This window comes from Rhodococcus sp. BP-261 (assembly GCF_019835205.1).
Lineage (GTDB): Bacteria > Actinomycetota > Actinomycetes > Mycobacteriales > Mycobacteriaceae > Rhodococcoides > Rhodococcoides kyotonensis_B.
The window spans coordinates 360,975-378,331 of sequence record NZ_JABUCO010000002.1; the positions used below are offsets into that span (position 1 = coordinate 360,975).

Annotated in this window: 14 protein-coding genes; 4 read left to right on the top strand and 10 right to left on the bottom strand. The window is 64.6% G+C overall.

What is annotated here, in order from left to right; genetic code table 11:
- Positions 1-140 precede the first annotated feature (140 nt).
- The gene (locus tag HQ354_RS03955; protein ID WP_222634200.1) at positions 141-1,490 is read left to right on the top strand and encodes an APC family permease; all 1,350 of its coding nucleotides are present in this window, start codon (positions 141-143) and stop codon (positions 1,488-1,490) included.
- On the opposite strand, the gene HQ354_RS03960 is transcribed toward HQ354_RS03955, so the two are convergent.
- The 6 genes from HQ354_RS03960 to HQ354_RS03985 all read right to left on the bottom strand — a co-directional run bounded on the left by HQ354_RS03960 (position 1,485) and on the right by HQ354_RS03985 (position 6,949).
- Complete coding sequence (locus tag HQ354_RS03960; protein ID WP_261768431.1) at positions 1,485-2,348, bottom strand: MBL fold metallo-hydrolase; 864 nt, start codon at positions 2,346-2,348, stop codon at positions 1,485-1,487. The two genes, HQ354_RS03955 and HQ354_RS03960, sit on opposite strands and share 6 nt — an antisense overlap.
- Before the next feature lie 97 nt (positions 2,349-2,445).
- Positions 2,446-3,015 (bottom strand): hypothetical protein, encoded by a 570-nt coding sequence (locus HQ354_RS03965; RefSeq protein WP_222634201.1) that lies wholly within the window; start codon positions 3,013-3,015, stop codon positions 2,446-2,448.
- 377 nt (positions 3,016-3,392) lie between these two features.
- A complete protein-coding gene (locus HQ354_RS03970; protein WP_068431374.1) occupies positions 3,393-4,283 on the bottom strand; it encodes a universal stress protein in 891 nt (296 codons plus the stop codon).
- A 142-nt stretch (positions 4,284-4,425) separates the two neighbouring features.
- Positions 4,426-5,352: an SDR family oxidoreductase gene (locus tag HQ354_RS03975; protein WP_068431376.1), complete on the bottom strand. Its 927-nt coding sequence runs from the start codon at positions 5,350-5,352 to the stop codon at positions 4,426-4,428.
- Between the two features lie 85 nt (positions 5,353-5,437).
- Positions 5,438-6,292: a helix-turn-helix transcriptional regulator gene (locus tag HQ354_RS03980; RefSeq protein ID WP_206030666.1), complete on the bottom strand. Its 855-nt coding sequence runs from the start codon at positions 6,290-6,292 to the stop codon at positions 5,438-5,440.
- Positions 6,293-6,367: 75 nt separating this feature from the next.
- Positions 6,368-6,949, bottom strand: coding sequence for a hypothetical protein (locus HQ354_RS03985; protein ID WP_068431380.1), 582 nt, complete (start codon positions 6,947-6,949; stop codon positions 6,368-6,370).
- 397 nt (positions 6,950-7,346) lie between these two features.
- Here HQ354_RS03985 and HQ354_RS03990 point away from each other — a divergent pair, with 397 nt between their 5' ends.
- Positions 7,347-9,035, top strand: coding sequence for a SulP family inorganic anion transporter (locus HQ354_RS03990; RefSeq protein WP_068431510.1), 1,689 nt, complete (start codon positions 7,347-7,349; stop codon positions 9,033-9,035).
- On the opposite strand, the gene HQ354_RS03995 is transcribed toward HQ354_RS03990, so the two are convergent.
- From HQ354_RS03995 to pruA, 3 genes are all read right to left on the bottom strand, one after another.
- On the bottom strand, positions 9,020-10,345 hold the full coding sequence (locus HQ354_RS03995; RefSeq protein ID WP_222634202.1) for a diacylglycerol kinase family protein: 1,326 nt from the start codon (positions 10,343-10,345) through the stop codon (positions 9,020-9,022). The two genes, HQ354_RS03990 and HQ354_RS03995, sit on opposite strands and share 16 nt — an antisense overlap.
- Before the next feature lie 62 nt (positions 10,346-10,407).
- Positions 10,408-11,370: a proline dehydrogenase family protein gene (locus HQ354_RS04000; protein ID WP_167679070.1), complete on the bottom strand. Its 963-nt coding sequence runs from the start codon at positions 11,368-11,370 to the stop codon at positions 10,408-10,410.
- On the bottom strand, positions 11,370-13,013 hold the full coding sequence (pruA, locus tag HQ354_RS04005) for an L-glutamate gamma-semialdehyde dehydrogenase (RefSeq protein ID WP_167679072.1): 1,644 nt from the start codon (positions 13,011-13,013) through the stop codon (positions 11,370-11,372). Before pruA ends, HQ354_RS04000 begins: the two co-directional genes overlap by 1 nt.
- A gap of 131 nt (positions 13,014-13,144) precedes the next feature.
- On the opposite strand from pruA, the gene HQ354_RS04010 reads away from it, so the two are divergent.
- Complete coding sequence (locus tag HQ354_RS04010) at positions 13,145-14,776, top strand: CdaR family transcriptional regulator (RefSeq protein WP_222634203.1); 1,632 nt, start codon at positions 13,145-13,147, stop codon at positions 14,774-14,776.
- 31 nt (positions 14,777-14,807) lie between these two features.
- Here HQ354_RS04010 and HQ354_RS04015 read toward each other — a convergent pair whose 3' ends face one another.
- Positions 14,808-16,025 carry an MFS transporter gene (locus HQ354_RS04015; RefSeq protein WP_261768426.1) on the bottom strand — a complete coding sequence of 406 codons (1,218 nt, stop codon included), beginning with the start codon at positions 16,023-16,025 and terminating at the stop codon, positions 14,808-14,810.
- Positions 16,026-16,264: 239 nt separating this feature from the next.
- Between HQ354_RS04015 and HQ354_RS04020 the strand changes: the two genes are divergently transcribed.
- A complete protein-coding gene (locus HQ354_RS04020; protein ID WP_222634205.1) occupies positions 16,265-17,311 on the top strand; it encodes an ABC transporter substrate-binding protein in 1,047 nt (348 codons plus the stop codon).
- Positions 17,312-17,357: the final 46 nt, after the last annotated feature.

Sequence of the window (17,357 nt, forward strand, 5' to 3'; positions counted from 1 at the left end):
GGGGCGGCGACGCGTAGCACGCGATCCGCCGGAGGAGTAGTCGGTTTACAGCGTCGCCCCCGACCACCGTGCTGGGATACCACTCGCCTCCCCCCACCCGGTTTCCGTTTCGTGCGTGCACGGAACGGGCACACACGCGCATGGTCACGAACGAGCCTGGAACAACCTCACCTCCGAACACCTCGACACCGTTGAAGCGTGCGATCACCGGGAAGATGCTGTTCGTGTTCATTCTCGGCGACGTCCTGGGCGCCGGAATCTACGCGCTGGTGGGCGAAATCGCGGGTGAGGTCGGCGGGGCCATCTGGCTGCCCCTCTTGGTCGCACTACTGATGGCGATGCTGACGGCGGCGTCCTACGCGGAGTTGGTCACCAAGTACCCCCGAGCCGGTGGAGCAGCCGTGTTCGCAAAGAGGGCTTACCGACGGCCGTTCGTGTCGTTCATGGTGGGATTCTCGATGCTTGCTGCGGGTGTGACCAGCGCTGCCGGTCTTGCGCTCGCCTTCGCGGGCGACTACCTACAGGTTTTTGTCGAGATACCAAGTGTGGCAGCTGCTTTGATCTTCCTGGCGGCGGTCGCGATGTTGAACGCGCGCGGTATCACCGAGTCCATGCGAGCCAATCTGGTGATGACGGTCGTCGAGGTGTCCGGGCTCGTGACGATCATCGCGCTTGCCTGGCTCGTCCTCGGGCGCGGCGAAGGTTCACCGTCACGCGTTCTCGAGTTCGCCGACGGAGCCACCCCCGCATTCGCTGTCCTGGGAGCCGCACTTCTCGCCTTCTACTCCTTCGTCGGTTTCGAAACCTCGGCGAACGTGGCAGAAGAAGTGACGGATGTTCGCCGCGTGTATCCGCGCGCGTTGTTGGGCGCGCTCGTAGCGGCCGGAGCGGTCTACATCCTGGTCGGTCTGGCGGTGTCGACCGTCATCGATGCAGACACCCTTGCCGGGTCGAGCGGGCCCCTGCTCGAGGTCGTGAACAAGGCAGACGCGGGATTCCCGCCGTGGCTGTTCAGCCTGGTCGCGCTGATCGCGGTCGCGAACGGCGCCCTGCTGACCATGATCATGGCGTCACGATTGACGTTCGGCATGGCACGCGACGGACTTCTTCCGTCGGCGTTGAGCAAAGTACTGCCGGGTCGGCGCACTCCGTGGGCGGCCATCGTCGCGACCACTGCCGTCGCCATGATCCTGTGTGCGACGGGATCGGTCGCGGCTCTCGCCGAGACTGTCGTCCTGCTTCTGCTGGTCGTGTTCGTGAGCACGAACGTGGCCGTGCTCGTTCTTCGCCGCGACGATGCGGACGGGGACCATTTCCGAGTTCCGACGGTGTTCCCCGTTCTGGCTGTCGTGACGTGCATCGTCCTGGCCACGCAGCAGTCGGCGGAGACCTGGCTGCGTGCGTTGGTGCTGCTTGCGATCGGAGCTGTTCTGTACGGCGTGCGGCGTCTCGCGACGGCTCGGTCGGGCGGTAAGTCCGCGACGTCATGACCGATCCTTACCGATGGCGACGGTCCGCCCCCTCTCCACGTACAGAACCTTGTCCCCGATTCCGTCGGCGTCGGCCTCACGAAGAAAGTCATCGAGCGGCGATGAGAACACCCCGTAGTCGTCGAAGTGAATGGGAATCGCGCGATCCGGATCGATCATCCGGATCGCGCGAACTCCCTGCTGCGCATCCATCGTGACCATCAAGCCGCGTCGAGGCGACTGCCCGAACGGTAGCGTCGTGCCGCCGAGGTGAAACACGCCGGTATCGATCGACGGATACCGTCGGGGAATCTCCAAGAGGTCGTCGACCACGAGCGTGTCGCCCGAAATGTAGATTCGCAACTCGACATTCTGCGATTCGAGTCCCGGATCGATGCGCGAGAACTCGATCATGCTTCCCATGACGGGCGGCACGAGGTGGCCGGCGACTGCCCAGCGCGGGCCGTGACGACCCGGCATCGACGTCACGGTTGCGCGGGTGCCGCGTCGTTCGATGGTCTCGGACTCCCATGTCTTCACCGGGCGTGCGTCGACGAATCCGCGACGGCCCAGTTTCGACGCCGCGTGCCCCGTGGTGATGATGGGGGTCTCGCGATCCAGCTGTTTCTGGGCGCGTCGATCCCAGTGGTCTCCGTGCAGGTGCGACAGAACGACGGCGTCGATGGGAGGCAGTTGGTCGATCGACAACGCCGGTTCTCGCAGACGTTTGGACACCAATCCGTGGCCCAGGTACGCGTACTCCCCCGCATGGAGAAAGTTCGGGTCGGTCAGCAACGTGATGTCGCCGACCGAGATCAAGCACGTTGCATTGCCGATGAAGGTGAACGTTCCGTGCATGGTCTTCTCCCACGACGACATCGAATGGACTGTCGTTCGGCTTCCACGGAGTCACTTCTCGCAAACCCGCTCCGAGCTCGCGCACTAGTTTCGTCGCGGCTCGGAACCCGATCCCGATTCACGCGGCCGAACGTCGCTGAAGAAGGGACAGTCGGACGCCCGACACCACGAAGAACACCCCTCCCAGCACCGCGTACCCTGCGACTCCCCCAACCTCGGCGGCACCCCGCACGCCCTGTGCCAGAAAGCCGCCCCCGGCCAGTATAGAAATGCCGCCGCTGAGCATCTGAGGCACCTGACCCCCGCGATGCCGGTTTCGCACCGCAGTGATGAGTTGCGGAAGGCCTGATCCGACAGCCCAAATTCCCCATACGACCAGGACCGTTGCGATGGATACGGTCGACGCCCACCCGAGCGCGACCGCGACGACAACGCTCACCAAGACATTGATCCACTGCGCGATACGCGCCCCCTGTCCGTTGTGGCGGTTCCTCACCTGCCACAGAACCGCGGCCGCGTCGACCAGCGGGTAGACGACGAGCAGAAGCGTCAGCGCCGGCCCCGACGAGCCCCCGGCCGGTATCAGCGACGCCGCCCACAGCATCGCGAAAGCGAAACGCGCGAGATAGAGCCGACGCAATCCCACGTCGTGGGTCGATCTGGACGTCGCTTCTGTCGTGATCGTCATGGTTCTTCTCTTTTCTGCACCCGAAAAGGTGGTTGTAGGGTTACTAGTTCGTCTACACGGAGAGTAGACTGGCCGACACTCGGACGCAACAGCACAGAGTGTCGAATGCAGTGCACATCCGCAGGACCTCCGACTCTCGCGTGCACTCCGCCGATCCTCGATCGTCGAATGTGCGAGAACGCGAACACACGCCACTCGATGGACGTCTTCGCCAGAAGGAACCGATGAACACCCTTGTGGTCTACGAATCCATGTACGGCAGTACCCGTCTCGTTGCCCAGACCATCGCCCGGGGAATGCGCGTGACCGACGACGTTCACGGGTCGAGTCGGCTCAGGACGCGGGATGCCGGCATCGGAGCGGCGTGGGCGTCGCAATCAGTGCACGACCAGAACGGGACACTGGGCGTAATGAATCATGTTCTGGCTCACCGAACCGAGTAACGCTCCTGCCATCTTCCCCCGGCCCCGGCTCCCGACGACGACGAGCTGAGCAGAGGCGGACAGTGTTCGAAGGTGATGTGCGGCTTGCCCTTCGACACTGGCGCACGTGACCGCGACATCCGCGAACGAATCGGCGATGGGGTTGACCGTGTCGCGCAGCCATTGCCGCTGATCGCTGCGCAACCGGTCCCAGTCGATGAGACCCGCCGTGTATCCCACTCCGACGGACTCTGCGATCTGCCACGCATGTGTCGCGATGACCGGGGCCTTCACGGTGTCGGCGAACTCGAACGCGGCAAGCAACGCGTGATTCGACGACTCCGTACCGTCGACTCCGACGACGACCGGCATGTCAGCATCGGCGTCGTCAGCCGAGTGTGCGCGCCACACCAGCACGGGGCACTCGACCGAGTTGCACACGCGAATCACCTCGCCCCCGAGGACGAGATCGGTCAGCGCAGACGACCGACGGGAGCCGACCACGATGACGTGCGCATCGTCCGATACCGATTCGAAGTAGTCGGTGACGGATTTGCGCGTCTGCACCGCCCTCAGGTCGATGCTCGGGTTTACCTCCCGTACGGCGCGTTCTGCAGCGTCGAGCGCCTGCCGTCCCACCTCGCGCAGCTCGCCGAGAATCTCCTGCTCACCCGCAAGGACCCCCGTCCCCAGGTACCAGGTCACATCGGGAAGCGAATGCACCAAGACCACCGAGCGTCGAATCCGAGCGGCGTACTCCCCCGCCCACCGTGCGGCTTCCAGAGCCGGAACGGACCCGTCGATGCCGACGTAGATCGGCATCGCATCGTTCGTCGATTCATCCATCCGAGTCACCCTCCCGGTCGAAGCGAATGATGGCCCTTAAGATTTCCTCGACGCGGGCGACGCCGTCAGTGCCGAAAGTCCTCGCCGACGGCTCTATCGGTGCCTCGGGACGACGCAGGCTGCGCCCGGCCGGCACCGCGACCTATCGCGGTGACACCCGTCCGTCGAGAAGCCGTTCGGACAGGTCCCACAACTGCCTGGCGTGCTCCATGTTCTGCATCGGCTTCCACAGCGTTCGGAGTGCGGGCGGCCCACCGATCACGCGAGTCGGACCGAAGAACTGGTCTCCTTCCGACGTAGTGCCCACTGCCGCCACGACAGCTGGACGGGCAGCACTCTCGACGGTGCCGGTAACACCCACGCGGGTGAGTGCACTGATGACGCGTCTGCCGACCACGTTCTTGTCTCTGCCCATACCTGGTTGCGCGGCAAGCAGATTCGTGGGAGACACACCGGGATGGGCGATGTTGCTGGAGATTCCCCACCCAGCGGCCTTGCTTCGTGAGTCGAGTTCTCTCGCGAACAGCGCGACCGCAAGCTTGGACTGAGCGTACGCTTTCGAGACGTCGTAATGCTTCTCCCAGTTCGGATCGTCCCAGTTGATCGAGCCCGATCGCGCCGCGATGCTCGTCTGATGCGTCACTCGTGCACCACCCTCGCGCAACAAGTCCAGCAGGCCGAGCGTCAGCGCGAAGTGGCCCAGATGATTCGTCCCGAACTGCAACTCGAACCCGTCCTCGGTGACTTGCCGGTTCGGCGGCTGCATGACACCTGCGTTGTTGACGAGGATGTCGATCGCACGCCCGTCGGCTCGGATGCTGTCCACCAGTGCCGCAACAGAATTCAACGACGCGAGGTCGAGAGGCCGCGTCGACACCTTCGCCCCCGGCACGGCGGCACGGATTTGTTCGATCGTGGCCGCGCCCTTCGCGGAATTGCGAACCGGCATCAGCACTTCGGCGCCTGCGGCGGCGAGTTGCGTTGCGACAACTCGCCCGATCCCGTCGCTCGCGCCGGTCACGATCGCCAGTTTGCCGGTCGAATCTCGAATATCGATGTGGTGTGCCATGAGTCGCTCCCGCTCGTTCGGTTTCCGTTACACCTTCGATGTTCGCGGTCCGTCCCGTCGATAACCAGTGACTGTCGATCCACCGTTAAGGAATTGTCTGCGTGCCGACGACAGCCAGCAGCTGTAGTTTCTCGTAGCTCTCGCTACCGGGTACCGCGGTGTACACGAGAAGTCGGTGGAACTGGTCGGGATCGAGCAGGGTCTGACACTGCAACTCGAGTTCACCCACGATCGGATGGACGAACCGTTTGACGTGCCTCGGACGCAATCCCACCTCGTGCGCTGCCCACAACACTCGAAATTCCTCGCTTCGATCGTGCAGGAGGTCGACGTATTGCGCAGCGCGAGACCCCGGGCCGCGAAGGGTGACGATTTCACGCAAACCGGAGACGTACAGGCGCGACAGGAAGTCCCGCTCGTCCGGGTGATACATCTCCCGCGTGCTGGGATCGGCGAACCATCGATAGCCGAGACTGCGCGCGGGTCCGACGCGTAACGACGCATCACCGGTCAACGCCGCACTGAGCGGCGTCTGTCGAAGCGTCTCCCCCAGTTCGGACACCACCTCCGCCGGGGTGTCCTGCAGGCGATCCAGAATCCGCAGCACACCAGGACCGACATGATCGCTCTCGGTTCCCCGTACAGGTGGGTTGTGGCCGGCGAGCCGAAACACGTGGTCACGTTCCGCCACCGACAGGTGCAGTCCTTGACAGATCGACGCGATCATCTCGACCGAAGGATGCGGACCCGTTCCACGCTCCAACCTCGCGTAGTAGTCGGTCGACATGTGGCAGAGCTCTGCCACCTCTTCACGCCTCAGACCGACTGCACGTCGTCGTCTGCCGCGCGACATGCCGACGTCCTCGGGTTGTAGCGACTCTCGTCGACGACGAAGAAATGCCGCCAACTCGACGCGGTCGATCACAGCGCGCTCTCGCATGTCACGTTCGGGATCTTCATGTCACGTTCATACCGTGAGACAGGAGCCGCCGACCAGGGACCAGCAATCCACCCTTCACCCAGTCAAGCGTTCGAGGCGCCGCAATTCGCGAGTCCACCTCTTCGAATTGGCGCTCGCGGCAGTCACTCGCACCACCCCTACGCCGCACGCCGCGACAACGCTCCCCGCTGCCCAGATTCCCAGTGCAGCACATACTCCCAACGCTGCATTCTCGATGCCCTTCCTGGGAGGCCGAGTCCAGCTACCCTCGTCGTCGACCCAGATCGGAATCGTCTGTCCCTGTACAGCATCGATCGGTACTTGCACGCGTCCCGAATGTTCGACGTCGGCGACCCTCCATCTCGCCTCAGCGTAGCTCTGCATGACGACCGCGAATTCCGTAGGCGCAGTCACCGGTGCAGGAACGTCCACGACCGTTGCCTGGGCCGGGTGTACATGCGCGCTGTCCAGCGAAGATTCCGCGCCCAGCCTCGAATAGGTCGACGATCCGAACACGGCGGCGACAGGTACCAGCAACAACACGAAACCTACTGCGATCACCGTTGCGAGAGAGGTCATTCGATCCCCACGTCGCATCAACGAATTGCTGCTCCACGGCGCCAGTCGCCACCACCGCACCATGCGATCCAGGTTCATGATTCGGCTGCCACCTGCCCCTCGTACCGCCCCACGATCGAGTCTTATCGACTCGACACGACCGGGTCAGGGACAAAAGTCACGTAGGTTGCCGCGTTGGTCCACCGGAATGCGCCGTAGCTTCCGAGCTCATGGGCGGCGGTAAATAGCACTCGACTGTCTTCGCTCGACGACGGTGCAAAACTCGCCGTTGTACGACGAAACCTGCTCGATCGGCGGACAATGACACCACCGGGACGGGGGTCGGCGGGGCCGCGTTCAGCTCGACGGCAGGCTTCGGCCCACAGCCGGAAGTGGGGGTGTGGGCAGTGGATGAAGTCGACGAACTCGGGCCGGACGGTGCCGCACCCATCACTGCGGCCGTCGATCCGCGGCGCGTTCGAAAGTCGTGACCGTCGTGCCCGGACAACCGATCCTCAGCCGGCTACCCGGTATCGCGACCGCGCGCGACTATCGTCGGGAGTGGCTGCGCCCTGACATCACCGCCGGGCTCGTCCTCACCGCCCTGCTCATTCCGGCGGGGATGGGGTACGCGGAGGCGGCCGGTTTGCCGGCGTACGCCGGCCTCTACGCGACCATCGTTCCGCTCCTCGCCTACGCGCTGGTCGGACCGTCGAAAATACTTGTCCTGGGCCCGGATTCGTCACTGGCACCGTTGATCGCCGCCGCGGTCGCGCCGTTGGCCGTCGCGGACGACCCGGAAAGCGCACTCGCCCTCGCGGGCATCCTCGGCGTCCTCGTCGGACTGGTGTTGCTCATCGGAGGTTTTCTCCGGCTCGGGTTCGTGACCCAGCTCCTGTCCAAACCCATCCGACTCGGCTACCTGAACGCAATCGCGCTCATCGTCGTGGTCGGCCAGCTCCCCAAGCTGTTGGGATTTTCGGTGGACGCAACAGGCCTCGTCGGCGAAATCGGAGGGATAGCGACGTCGGTCGCACGGGGCGAGATCGATCCGATTGCCGCCGCAGTAGGCGTGGCATCGCTGGTTGTCATCATCGGACTGCGGCTCGGGGCACCCCGGGTGCCGGGTGTGCTCGTCGCAGTCGTCGGCGCTGTCGTCGCGTCCGCTGCGTTGGGACTCACCGACGAAATCGGAATGGTCGGTGCATTGCCGGCAGGACTACCGCTGCCGTCGTTCGGCGGAGTCGACTGGGGCGATGTGGGGCGACTCGTCGGACCCGCAGCCGGTATCGCCCTGATTGCGTTCGCCGACACAGGCGTTCTCTCCCGCACCTTCGCTGCTCGGCGTGGCGACGATGTCGACGGCAGCACCGAGATGAAGGCCGTCGGAGTCGCGAACGTCGCCGGCGGACTGTTCGGCGGATTCCCCATCTCGGCGAGTGGATCTCGAACACCGGTTGCCGAACAGAGCGGCGCCCGGACGCAACTTGCGTGCGTCGTCGGCGCCGTCGCGGTCCTGGTGTTCGTACTCGTGGCTCCCGGGGTGACGAGTTATCTCCCCGACGCAGCTCTCGCGGCCGTCGTGATCGTGGCGGCGACCGCGCTCGTCGACGTGAAGGGGTTGGTTCGACTGTGGCGCATGAGCACGGTCGAATTCGGTCTCGCGATCGCAGCATTCCTCGGGGTGGCCCTCGTCGGCGTACTGCAGGGAATTCTCGTTGCCATCGGCCTGTCGTTCGTCGCGGTCGTCGCTCGGGCGTGGCAGCCGTATCGCACCGAATTGATCAGCCTGCCCGATCGCGCGGGGTTCCACGACGTCGAGCGCCATCCGGCAGGGCATCGCATTCCAGGGCTGGTGCTGGTGCGGTTCGATGCACCGTTGTTCTTCGCCAACGGCGAGATTTTCGACGAATACGTACGGTCCGTCGTCGCCGACGCACCCACTCCGGTCGAATGGGTCGTCGTCGCTGCCGAACCGATCACCGGACTCGATACGACCGCAGTCGACGAGCTGGTCGACCTGGACACCTACTTGGAGGGGAACGGGATTCGTCTGGCGTTCGCCGAGATGAAGGGTCCGATCAAGGATCGTCTGATCCGATTCGGTGTCGGCGACAGATTCGACGCAACGCACTTCTTCCCCACCGTCGAGTCGGCGGTGGCCGCCTTTCAGGATCGCGCCTGATCGGACAAGGCATTCGGACGAAACGCCAAGCGCCACAATCCAACCCAATCGAATAGCGGAGTTGCGGGTCGTACGCCTGGTCTCGACCTGGGGACCCGCACGCGAAGCACGCCCGGTTCGACGATGCACCGCACGGGTGTCGCCAGCTCGAGAGATTCACCGTCGACTCCTACCGGGATCCGAGTGGCGTCGGCGGCGACGGTGACCTCGACGGCAGTGTTCTGCGTGAGCCCGTGAATGTTGGTGCGACGCAACAAGCCGACGGCTTGTCTCGTGTTGGCCACGGACACGGTGACCGCGCCGAGGACGCCCCGGTCGAGACGGTCTCGGCGACTCAGGCCCGCCAAATCGGTACTGCCGTACGGATTGTTGCTCACCAGAACTGCCTGCGGGCCCTCGACCGTCGTGTCACCGATTCGCGCGACCAACCGGTGCCCCTCGTTTCCGGTCAGCAGATCCGGAAGCATCTTCAACACCGTGGCAGTCTTGTCGTCGCGATAGGCAGGACTGCGGACTATCTCGGCGTACACGCCGAACGACGCATTGTTCACGAACGGCCGACCGTTGATGAACCCGAGGTCGACGTGCAGTTCGACCCCGTCGCGCAGAGCATCCAGTGATCGTGACGGATCCGCACGGTCGAGTCCGAGGTCCATGGCGAAGTGGTTGCGAGTTCCTGCACTGATGACCAGGAACGGCACGTGATGTTCGGCCGCGACGGCGGCAACGAGCGCCTGCGTCCCATCGCCACCTGCAACCCCGAGCAGGTCTGCCCCCTGCTCGACCGCTCGTTCGGACAACGCGGTGACGTCGACAGTGCCCGGCCCCTCCAACAGGACGACGTCCGCGCCCAGCTCTTCGGCTTTGCGTTTCAGATCGAACTTCTCGACCTTTCCGCCACCCGAATACGGATTCATGACGACGAACGGCCGTTGTGGCGGGGGCACGTCGTGCTCGGCCATGCTCGCCTCGGCACGTCGTTGCCGCAGAGCGCGGCGGGCACACGCGACGGCCAGCGCCGCGAGCGCATAGGACAGCAACACGACCCAGAACAGACGGGATCGTACGAACAACGCGAGCATGACGATCGGCGCACCGATCGCGATTCCGAGCCCCAGCCAGCGGAACAACCCGCGCCGAGTGAGAAACCAGTACAAAGCGGCGACCGTGACGACGACTCCACCTACACCCACGAGTACGAGCGCAACGGTCCCGAGCACGCCGGCGAACACCACCGGAACGACGGACGCCGCGACAGCGAACAGTATCGCCGCACGCGCCGACCACCGTCGACTTCCGTTCCCCCTCATCGCCCCTCCCCCGACTACGACGCCACCCCCGGTCCATCTTCCGCCATCGACGGCGGTCGTTGTCACCTGTTCGAGATCAAAGACCGCGAAAAGAAGGCAAGATTGGCCGGCCGCTCGGCAAGTCGACGCATGAAGTACCCGTACCACTCGGTCCCGTACGGCACATAGACCCGAACTCGATGCCCCTCCTCGGCGAGCCGGGTCTGTTCGGCGTCGCGGATTCCGTAGAGCATCTGGAACTCGAAGTCGTTCGACGAGCGATTCTCGCCGACGGCGAGTCGCTGGGCAGCGGAGATCATCACGGGATCGTGTGTAGCCACCATCGGGTAACCCCTGCCCGACATCAGGATTCGCAAGCACACGAGGTAGTTCTCGTCCACCGACTGCGCTCCCCGATAGGCCACCGACGCCGGTTCGTCGTACGCCCCCTTGCACAGGCGAATTCGTGATCCCGGTCCGGCCAGATCGCGGCAATCCTGTTCGGTTCGCTTCAGGTACGCCTGCAGCACCGTTCCGACCGTCGGGAAGTTCTCGCGCAATGCGCGCACGATGTCGAGCCTCGAATCGGCTGTGCTGTGATCCTCGGCGTCGATGGTGACCCGCGCGCCCACTTCTGTTGCTGCCGAACAAATTTTTCGAGCATTCTCGAGCGCGATCCGAGGGCCGTCCTCGGGCAGACACAGCCCGAGCGCCGTCAGCTTCACCGACACTTCCACCGAACGAGTCGAGACGCCGGTCCTCGGTAGCGGTAGCTGCGCCAGAGCGGACAGCAAGGTCAGATAGTGCTCGACGGTCGCCGTCGCTTGCGCGGGTTCTCCGGTGTCCTCGCCGAGGAAATCGACGGTGATGTCACGCCCCGACGACAGAATTGCGGCCGCCGCTCGCACTGCATCGTTCTCGTTGTCGCCTGCGACGAATCTGTCGACGACCTTCTTGGTCACCGGTACTCGCGTGACGGTGCGTTCGATGCGTGAAGACCGAGCCGCCGCCAGCAGCACCGGCCGGACGAGAGTGGAGAACGGCATCACAGCTCCTCTCGCTGATGCGGATACGAGTGGTCGGTCGGGGGAACGAACGTTTCCTTGATCGTCCGCGCGGACGCCCACCGCAACAGGTTCAGCGGAGACCCTGCCTTGTCGTTGGTTCCCGACGCCCTCGCGCCTCCGAACGGCTGTTGGCCGACGACTGCTCCCGTCGGCTTGTCGTTGACGTAGAAGTTGCCCGCCGCGAACCGAAGTCCCTCGGCAGCTTTCGCCACTGCAGCCCGGTCGTCGGCGATGACGGAACCGGTGAGTGCGTACGCCGAGCCCGTGTCCACGACGTCGATGATGTCGTCGAACGCGCGTGGCCTGGAGTCGTCGTAGACGTGGATGGACAGGATCGGCCCGAAGTACTCGGTACGGAACGCGTCGTCGGTGGGGTCGTCTCCGAGCAGAACCGTCGGCTCGACGAAATAGCCGACACGGTCGTCGGCGCCACCACCCGCTGCAATCGTCAGACTGGGGGTCGCCTTGGCGCGCTGCAAGGCGGCCGCGTTGCGATCGAATGCGCGTTTGTCGATGACGGCGCCACCGAAATTGCGGAAGTCCGTGACGTCGCCGTAGGACAGCGACTGCACCTTGTCGATCAGGTCGGTGCCCATCACCGACCAGACCGACGCCGGAACGAACGCACGCGATGCTGCCGAACACTTCTGGCCCTGGTAGTCGAACGCGCCGCGGATCAATGCGGTGGTGAGCACGTCGGGGTCGGCACTGCTGTGCGCGAGCACGAAATCTTTTCCACCTGTTTCACCGACCAACCGAGGGTAGGAGTCGTAGCTGCCGATGTTGTGTCCGACCTGCTGCCACAGTGACTTGAAAGTCGCTGTCGATCCCGTGAAGTGGATCCCGGCGAGACGGGGATCGGACAACGCGACGTTCGAGACCTCGGGTCCGTGCCCGTTGACCAGATTGATGACACCAGGCGGCAGACCCGCCGCTTCGAGCAGCCTCATCGTCCAGTAGGCGGCGAGAGACTGGGTTCCCGACGGCTTCCACAGGACGGTGTTTCCCATGAGCGCCGGCGCGGTCGGGAGGTTCCCTGCGATGGCGGTGAAGTTGAACGGCGTGATCGCGTACACGAATCCTTCGAGAGGGCGGTACTCGACCTTGTTCCATACACCCGGAGACGAGACCGGTTGATCCTCGAGGATCTGCCGGGCGAAATGCACGTTGAAACGCCAGAAATCCACGAGTTCGCACGGCGCATCGATCTCCGCCTGATACGCAGTCTTGGATTGTCCCAACATCGTTGCCGCAGCGATCTTTTCACGCCACGGTCCGGCCAGTAGGTCCGCTGCACGCAGAAAGACGGCCGCGCGATCGTCGAACGACAGGGCACGCCATGTGGGTGCGGCATCGCACGCCGCAGTGATTGCGTCGGAAACGTCGGTGTCCGTCGGCAGCGTGAAGGTGCCGAGAACACTGGCGTGCCGATGCGGTTGCACCACGTCGATCGTCGGGCCCGGACTGCGCCGGTGCTCCCCTCCGATGACGTGGCTGATCTCGGTACGCGCACTCGACAGTTCGGCGAGCGCGTCCTGCAGTCGCGTGCGTTCCGGGCTCCCTGGTTCGAAGGACCCGACGGGCTCGTTGGTCGGCCGCGGAGTGTTCGTGATCGCGTCCATGATGCGTCCTCCTCGAAACAGGGCGGCATCTCGCCGCGGTGGTCGTCCTCATAGCAGTCAACATCGATTCGCGACGGCGAAATTCAGCCGATCGGCCGAAGTTTCCGGGCTGAATTCGTACAGTCGAACACATGGACGTCGTGACATTGGGTGCACTTCTCGACGCACTGGACTCGGCCGTCGTCGGTCTGTTGGAAGCGCCGACCGGCGATGACGTCGTCGTCACCACGGCCGAACTGGTGGACGGCGACGAGCTCGTCGCAGGCCGGAACGCCCGCACGCCGTTGTCGGACGTCTATCTCCTGGTCGGCGTCCACGAGGACGACGCCGTCACGTGGCTGCACTCGCTCGGCTCGACGGCACCCGAGGCCCGGCCGAAAGTCGTGATGACGAAACACGCTGCACGTCGGTCGTCGATGGCCGCTGCAGCCCGTCGAGCCGGCGTGGCCCTGGTGGCCGTTCACCCTGACGCGCGATGGAATCAACTGTTTCCGTTGATACAGCGGGTTCTTCGGCGCACCCGCGTCGGCGACCCCGATTTGCTCGCCGCGGAGACAGACCTGTTCGACCTGGCGCGCATCACCGCCGACAACGCGGCGGGAATGGTGTCGATCGAGGACGTGCACTCGCATGTCCTGGCCTATTCCGCGTCCGACGAGACCGCGGACGAGCTTCGTACACTGTCGATTCTGGGACGCGAGGGGCCGCAGGACTATCTGCGCGCGCTGCGGGACTGGGGAGTTTTCGATCGCCTTCGCGACAGCGACGACGTCGTCGACATCCCTCCGCACGACGAACTCGGTACCGAACACCGTCTGGCGGTGAGCATTCGACAGCCGTCGCTGGACGGAACCCTCCCGCCACGTAACCTCGGGACGATCTGGCTGCAGCAGGGCAACACTGCGTTTGCCGACGATGCAGCCGATGTGCTGCGGGGAGCGTCGGCGATCGCGGCGACACTCATCTCGAGAACACTCGACGCGTCGACCACCCACGGCCTCCTGATTCAGCGGTTGTTCGGTGCCCGAGGCACCGGCGTCGACGTGCCGTCGATCGCGAGCGCTCTCGGTCTACCGGTCGACGGCCCTGGCGCGGTGGTCGGATTCGCCCTCGTCCCGGGCTCCTCGGCGCCCGTCGCGGATCTTGCGACGATGGGAAGCGCTCTGCGACTACATGCGAGCGCGTTTCGACGAGACTCGATAGCGACCATCGTCGACGAGCGCGCTTACGTTCTACTCCCCCGATATTCGTCGCCCACCGCCGTGACGGCGTGGACTCGTCAGCTCGTCGCGCACTTCGAGACCAGATACCGCGCGGTCCTCCATGCGGCAATTGCGCTCGACATCGAGCACCTCGGCGGGGTCGCGGCAGCTCGGTCCGAAGTGGACCGGGTACTGAACGGCACCGCGACATCGACGACGAGCACACGCGTCACGACATTGGCAGAATCGATGACCGCGGTACTGCTCGGCGAGTCCCTCACGGTGCTCCACAGCCATCCCGAATTGCACGACCCGCGCGTGCAGGCGTTGTTCGAGTACGACGAGAACAAGGGCTCGTCGTTACGACAGAGCGTGGAGGCGTTTCTGTACGAGCACGGTGACGTGCGCGCGGCTGCTCGGCGAGTGCAGGTGCACCCCAACACACTTCGCTATCGACTGCGTCGTGTGGAGCAGATCGTGGGGATCGACCTGTCCGACCGAGCGGACCGGCTGCTGCTCGAACTGCAGCTCGCGCTGCCGCGTGACTCACGCGGGCAATGAACACACAGCCACCCCGTCGGGGATAAATGCCTTACTTCGGGGCCGGAACCTTCTTCAGTAGGGCCCGCATGCCCAGCGCGCTCACGACGGGGAACGCGGCGGCCACGAGCCACGGTGACCCCGACGCCCACCCGGTGGCCGGAACCGCATCGACGACGGCACCGACGACAACCGACCCGACGAGCACGCCGATGCCACCCAGCGACGCCATGAATCCGTAGTACGAGCCCAAACGCCTCTCGGAAGCGAGGCGGGGAACGAGATCGCGCGCCTGCGGCAGCGTGACCATCTGTCCGAGCGCGAGCACGAGGACGAACACGGCCGCCGGGAGCAGACCCACCAGACCGTCGAGCTGCAGCGGCGTCGCGAGCGCGACGACCACGAACGACAGTGCCATCACGACGAATCCGATCGGCAGAACCACGCGCGGCGACCTGCGGCTTACCGTCCGGGTGACGAACATCTGCGACGACACCACGAACACTGCGGACAGGGCGAAGAACCACCCCAGCACCGACTGCGAACCCCACGCACGTTCGACTTCGAGAGGGAGCAACAGGTACAGCTGGTTGTAGGCGATCAACTGGGCGCTCATCGCGAGCGCGAACAGCACGAACACCCTGTTGTGCACCACTTCGTTCCACCCCGCGAGCCAGGAGTCCCCCCGATGCTCGCCCGGCTCTCGGGGCAGCCACTTCAGGTGGGCCACAAGCACTCCGACGAAAATCAACGCCGCCACCACGCACGCGAGCCTGAAATCGACGAGCAACAAGAGCGATCCCACCAAGGGACCGGTGAACGATCCGATCTGATTGCACACCGACAGCAACGCGAATGTCTGCACTCGGCTGGGTCCGCCGTCGCGATCACTCTTGCCCGCCTCGGTCGCTATCGCGGATTCGACCGCGGGCGAGAACAGAGCCGCCGCGAATCCGACGGCAACCGTCGAGGCGAGCACGCCGGCCAGAGAGTCCGACACGGACAAGCCGAGAAACCCCGCCACACGCACGACACAGCCGACGAGGACGACGGGCTTGACGCCCCATCGATCGGACAGAGTTCCCCCGACGAAGAAGAGCCCCTGCTGCGAGAACGTCCGCACTCCGAGCACGACGCCGACCACGGCTGCGCCGAGACCGAGATCGCCGGTCAAGTGCACCGAGAGGTACGGCAGCACCATGAAGAACCCGACGTTGAACGTCAACTGGGTCAGGACGAGCAAACGAATCGCAGGGCTGGCCCGCCTCATCTCGACAATGAACGACCAGCCCCATTTTCGTGCTCGAGTGTCAGGGCCCGCGGCCACGCACATCTCCCTCGTCGACCGATGTTGCCGACAGGGACGTTACCGGTGCGGATCGATGTGACTTCACCGCGCGGGATAGGTTAGCCTATCCGCGTTCGTCGCCACGTACGTTCTGCGCGAGTGAATGGCGCAGCAACGCCGCGTCCACTCACGCATCGGTCTCGTCGAAAGAGTTTCCTACAGTGAGTGCACTCTCCAGACGCGTCGGCGTCCTGTCGACCGTCGCCCTGCTCGCCGGCCTGCTCACCGCATGTGGCGAATCCGAGGCCGTTTCTCGGACCGACGCCGTGGCCGGAAACGGCGACACCTCGTATCCGCTCGTCATCGACAACTGCGGGCAGTCGGTCACGGTGGACGCGCCTCCGCAACGGGTGGTTTCCCTCGATCAGAACTCCACCGAGATTCTGCTCTCGCTCGGATTGCAGGACCGCATGGTCGGCACCGCGTCGTGGACCGATCCCGTACGGGAGAACCTCGCGGCCGCGAACGCCAAGGTCCCGAGACTGGCAGACAACGCCCCCACCTACGAAGTGGTGCTCGACGCCGAACCCGACTTCGTCACTGCGTCGTTCGGACGCCACTTCAAGGAAGGTGGCGTCGCCGAACGCAGTCGCTTCGCAGAGACCGGGGCGCAGACCTACCTGTCGCCGACGGACTGTGACAACGGAGTGAGCATCAACGGCGGCAACAAGAGAACCACCCCGCTGACGATCGACTCTCTCTACCAGGAGATCTCCGAACTCGCCGAGATCTTCGACGTTCAGGACCGCGGCACCGCACTCGTGACCGAACTGCAGAATCGCATGGATTCGGCGACGCAGGACATCACCGATTCGGGCGAAACCATGGCGTTCTGGTTCGCCGACACGAAGAGCCCCTACATCGCCGGCGGCCGCGGCTCGGCGAACCTCATCGCCACCACCGTCGGCGCCACCAACGTCTTTTCCGACATCGAAGACGACTGGCCCGCGGTCGGCTGGGAAACCGTGGTGGACCGCGACCCATCCGTGCTCGTCCTCGGTGACCTGCTGCGTGCGCGATTCCCCGGCGATGTACTTGCAGACAAGATCGCGTTTCTCGAATCCGATCCGGTGACCAGAACGATGCGTGCGGTCCAGGACAAGCGCTACATCTCGTTGCACGGCGCCGAGATGAACCCGTCGATCAGAATGGTCGACGGTGTGGAGAAGGTCGTTGCGGGCCTTCGCGAGATCGGTTCGCCGTCCTGAGCACGCAGACCACGGTCGACGCGCGTGGTGCGCGCCGACAGGTCGG